Origin of the sequence: Parafrankia sp. Ea1.12 (genome assembly GCF_900465275.1) — a bacterium.
GTDB classification, from domain to species: domain Bacteria; phylum Actinomycetota; class Actinomycetes; order Frankiales; family Frankiaceae; genus Parafrankia; species Parafrankia soli.
Map to the genome: position 1 here is coordinate 1 of NZ_UBIZ01000421.1, position 4,415 is coordinate 4,415.

At 72.5% G+C, this 4,415-nt stretch carries 2 protein-coding genes; both read left to right on the forward strand.

The window, feature by feature from the left end:
• Nucleotides 1–3,444 (forward strand): WD40 repeat domain-containing protein (locus FMEAI12_RS24625; RefSeq protein ID WP_368672104.1); only part of this gene is annotated, 3,444 nt, incomplete at its 5' end.
• A 261-nt stretch (nucleotides 3,445–3,705) separates the two neighbouring features.
• On the forward strand, nucleotides 3,706–3,897 hold the full coding sequence (locus tag FMEAI12_RS37340) for a hypothetical protein (protein ID WP_200835408.1): 192 nt from the start codon (nucleotides 3,706–3,708) through the stop codon (nucleotides 3,895–3,897).
• The last annotated feature ends 518 nt before the right edge of the window (nucleotides 3,898–4,415 follow it).

Below are 4,415 nucleotides of genomic sequence, written 5' to 3' on the forward strand. Positions count from 1 at the left end.
GCCAGTGACGCGGCGGCCCCCTCGCCACCGCCCTACCTGCGCACCTACTGCGCGCCGATCAGGGTAAAGCACCCGACCTTGGCGGTGGCGTTCCTGACCGGCGGCGCCGCGCTCGCCGCTGCGGGGCACGACAAGGTGCTGCGGCTGTGGACCGTACCCGGCTTCGGCCGATTCCCGGAACAGGTCGGCGAGGTCGAGACCGGGCACGCGCGGCGCATCCGCGCGATCGCCTTCACTCCGGACCGCGGCGGGCTGCTCGCCACCGGCGGCGAGGACAGGACGGTCCGGCTCTGGCGGCTGACCGACCCTGCCCGACCGGTGCCGCTGGGCGCGCCGCTGGAGCACGCTGGGAGGGTCTTCGCGGTCGGGTTCTGCACTGATGCGCGACGGCTCGTGACCGTCGGAGGTGCCCGACTCCACTGGTGGGACCTGACCGACCCCGACGCCCCGTGCCAGCTCTCGGCCGGGTTCAGACCGGCCGAGGAGGTGACCACGCTGGCAGTCAGCGGCGATGGCTCCCTGATCGCCTACGGCATGAGGCATGGGGGGATCGGCCTCGCCAGCCCCAACGGCGCGGGCATTCCAGGGCCGCTCGGCTCGGATCTGGCGGCCCACGACCAGGGCGTGCAGGCGCTGGCGTTCTCTCCTGACGGGACGCTGCTGGCCAGCGCGAGCGTAGATGGGTTCGTCACGCTGTGGGACGTGCGCGACCCGGTCACGCCCAAGCAACAGTGCCCGCCGCTCGCCGGCCACGAAGGCGCGGTGAACACCCTGGCGTTCAACCAGGAAGGGACGTTCCTGGCGAGCGGCGGCAAGGACTGCGCCGTCCGGCTGTGGGACGTCACCGCCCCGGGTGTGCCCGTGCCCTGGCTGCCCGCGCGGGGCCATCTCGGCCCCGTGACCCAGGTGGCGTTCTCGCCGGAGAACGGCGCTGTCCTAGCCAGCGCCAGTACCGACCTTCGGGTCCGCTTCTGGTTCCGCAGGGGCGTGTCGCGCGCACCGCAGCCGGCGCCCGCGACTGCCCGGCCGGCCGCACCACCCGAGCCCGCCCCGGTCACGGAAGCCGCGCTGTCAACGGCGCGGCCAGTCCTCCGTCCCGACGGTCCACCGCCCGGCCCCTCCCCGCGCGACAACGGGTTCGCCCCGACCTGCCCGTCGGGAGCCGGCGTGTCGCCCATGACCGAAGCGGGCCCCATCGTGCGGCTGCTCGCCGCGCTGCCCCGCCACGTCAAACCGGTACGCGCACTGGCGTTCTCCAGCGACGGCGAGATCCTCGCCAGTGCCGGCCACGACCGGGTGGTGCACCTGTGGGACGTGCGCACGGGGGTCCCACGCGGCGAGCCGCTGACCGGGCACACCCTTCCGATCCGCGCCCTCGCGTTCGCGCCCCGCGGCCACCTGCTCGCGACGGGCGGTGACGACCGCATCGTCCGGCTGTGGCAGCTCGCCGGCAAGCAGGGGCCTCGGCTCGCGAGCGAGATCGCCGAAGGCGCCGGGAACACGACAGGAGTCAGGTCGCTCGCCTTCGGCGCCACCGGCCGCCGGCTCGCCATCGGCCGCGCCAACCAGGTCGGATGGTGGGACGTGGAGCGAACCGACACGCCTGCACCGCTCGCCTCGCTCCACGGCACCGCCGTCACAGCGGTCGCGGCGACGCGCGACGGCCGCATGCTGGCCTATGCCACCAGGCACGGCTCGGTCGCGCTGTTCGGGGCGGCGGACCTGAGGACCGTCATCCCGCTTGCGCCGGCCTTCGGAGCCGGCCGCAAGGCGGTAGCGGCGCTGGCCTTCTCGCCGGACGCAACGGTGCTGGCCACCGCTGGCGGAAGCGGAAGCATCCGGCTGTGGGACCTCACCGACCCCACCTCACCGCAACCACGGTGCGGGCCGCTGACCGGGCCCGAAGGTCCCGTACACACGCTCGCGTTCTCCCCGGACGGGCTGATGCTCGCCAGCGGGGGCGACAAGAAGCTCCGGTTGTGGGACCTCACCGACCTGGCCAGTCCACGGCCGCTGCCGCCGGCCGACACCGCCCACGGGTATGTGTTCCAGGTGGCCTTCTCGCCTGACGGATCGCTGCTGGCGACCGCCGGCAACGATGGTGTCGTCCGGCTATGGACCGTCGATCGGCCCGCACTCCGGGTGCCGCCCATGGCCGCCCCCCGTCCGCCGGAGTCGCCGACCGCTGCCCGGCCTGAGCACCAGCCACCCGCTGGGGCCGGTATCCCAGCCAGGCCAGACACCGCCCCGCCGACAGTGCTCCCGCCGAGCGCGGCCCCGTCGACCACGCCCACCGTGGCCCGGGAGTCGGCACCGGTCCTCGCGCCGCCCGGGCCAACCGCCGCCGAGCCGGGTCCTCACACCGCCACGCATGAACCAGCTGACGCCGCGCCGGGACCGGACACGGCAGCGGCGCGCGGTGCCCCGAAGACCGCCGCCGGGGACTTCGGACACGACGGCGCGGTGCTCGCGGCAGCGTTCTCATCAGATGGCCGGTTGCTCGCCAGCGGAGGCGCCGACCACCGGGTGCGACTTTGGGATGTAACGACCCCGTGGCATCCCTCGTCGTACGGTGAGCCGCTCTCCGGCCACGCCGACCGGGTGGAGGCCGTTGCCTTCTCACCGGTCGGCGGGGTGCTGGCCAGCGCCGGATCGGACGGGCCAGTCTTCCTGTGGGACGTCTCCGCCCGGCAACCGCAATCGCTATGCGCTCCGCTGTACGGGCACACAGGCCGCGTCTGGACGTTGACGTTCTCACCAGACGGGCGCCTACTCGCCAGCGGGGGTGAGGACGGCACCGTGCGGTTGTGGGCGGTTGACCCGGCCCGGTCGCCGCGGGCGGAAGGCCCACCAATCGACTGTCTCGCCGGAGTGCGCGCGATCGCGTTCACCCCAGACAGGCGGCTCCTCACAGCCACCGACCTGCCAGGCAGCACGGCGCCGGACGGGCCGGCCATCAGCCTGTGGGATCTGACCACACGCAGGGCGCTCGCGCACGAGCCGGCGCCCACCGGGCCGGACCGCCCGGTCTGGTCGGTGGCGTTCAGCTCAGATTGCCGGCTGGTCGCGACCGGCGCTGGCCGGGTCTGGAAGAAGAACAGACGCAGCGAGGTGCGTCTGTTCAGCCTCGACCCCGGCCCGGCCCGGTCGGGCGCGCTCCCGCCGTTGCGACCTCGCCTGGTCGGCGAAGCCTCACCAAGTAACCCCCGCGGCGTGACCGCGCTGGCGTTCTCCCCTGACGGACGGCGGCTCGCCGGCGGCTGCGCCGACACGGCCGTGCGAGTGTGGAACGTGACCAACCCGAGCTCCGTCCGCTCCGACCCCGCGCCGCTGCGCGGCCATGCCGGGTGGGTGAAGGCGGTGGCTTTCTCCCCCGACGGACGCACGCTGGCAAGCGGCGGCGACGACGGCACGCTGCGGCTGTGGAACCTGCCGGTGCTGTGAGCCGGCCCGACGCCACCTTGTCGCCGCCGGCCGGAGGCAACAGGCATCCCCATGCAGGTACCGTCCCGCCTCGACCTCGGTGACGTGTGGGTGCCCGAAACTCGTCCGTAGGATCTGACCAGGGCTTCTGTCTCAGCCGGTGATCGATAGGCCTTCCGTCGAAGGCGATCGGACACCTGTACCTCTGCCTGTCGTCCAGCCGTGCTCTGCCGGCCATCAGGTGCTGTTGACCGGGACACCACCGTGTGGATGATTCTGGCCATGGCGGTTCGGCTGATCTACCTCGTCTTCTGTCGGCTGGTGGGCTGGCTGGGGTTGGTGGCCCGCAGCTCGGCGACGAAAGACGCCGAGATCCTTGTGCTCCGCCACGAACTCACCGTGCTACGCCGCCAGGTGTCCCGGCCCCGGTTCTGCTGGGCCGGCCCTCCACCCCAACGGAGATCCGCCAGCTGATCCTCCGCCTCGCCAAGAAGAACCCCGCTGGGGCTACCACCGCATCCACCGCGAACTCGTCCAACCCGGCTATCAGGTAGGCGCCAGTACCGTCTGGACGATCCTGCGCTCCGCCCACGTCGATCCCGCACCCCGCCGCTCCGGCCCCACCTGGCGACAGTTCCTGCACACCCAAGCCCACGCCCATCCTCGCCTGTGACTTCTTCACCGTCGACACCGTCTGTGCTGAGCAAGCTGTACGCGCTGTTCTTCATCGAAGTCGAACCCCGCCGGGTGCATCTCGCCGGTGTGACCCGCCACCCGACGAACAGCCGGGCCACCCCAGCAAACCCGTAACCTGCCCATAGCTCTGGGTGAGCGGGCGAGACGGTTCCGGTTCCTCATCCGTGACCGCGACACGACGTTCACCGCCGTCTTCGACACCGTCTTCACCACCGACAACATCGATATCGTGCGGACACCCGTACGGACCCCGGTCGCGAACGCTTTCGCGGAACGCCGGGTCGGTACCGTCCGCC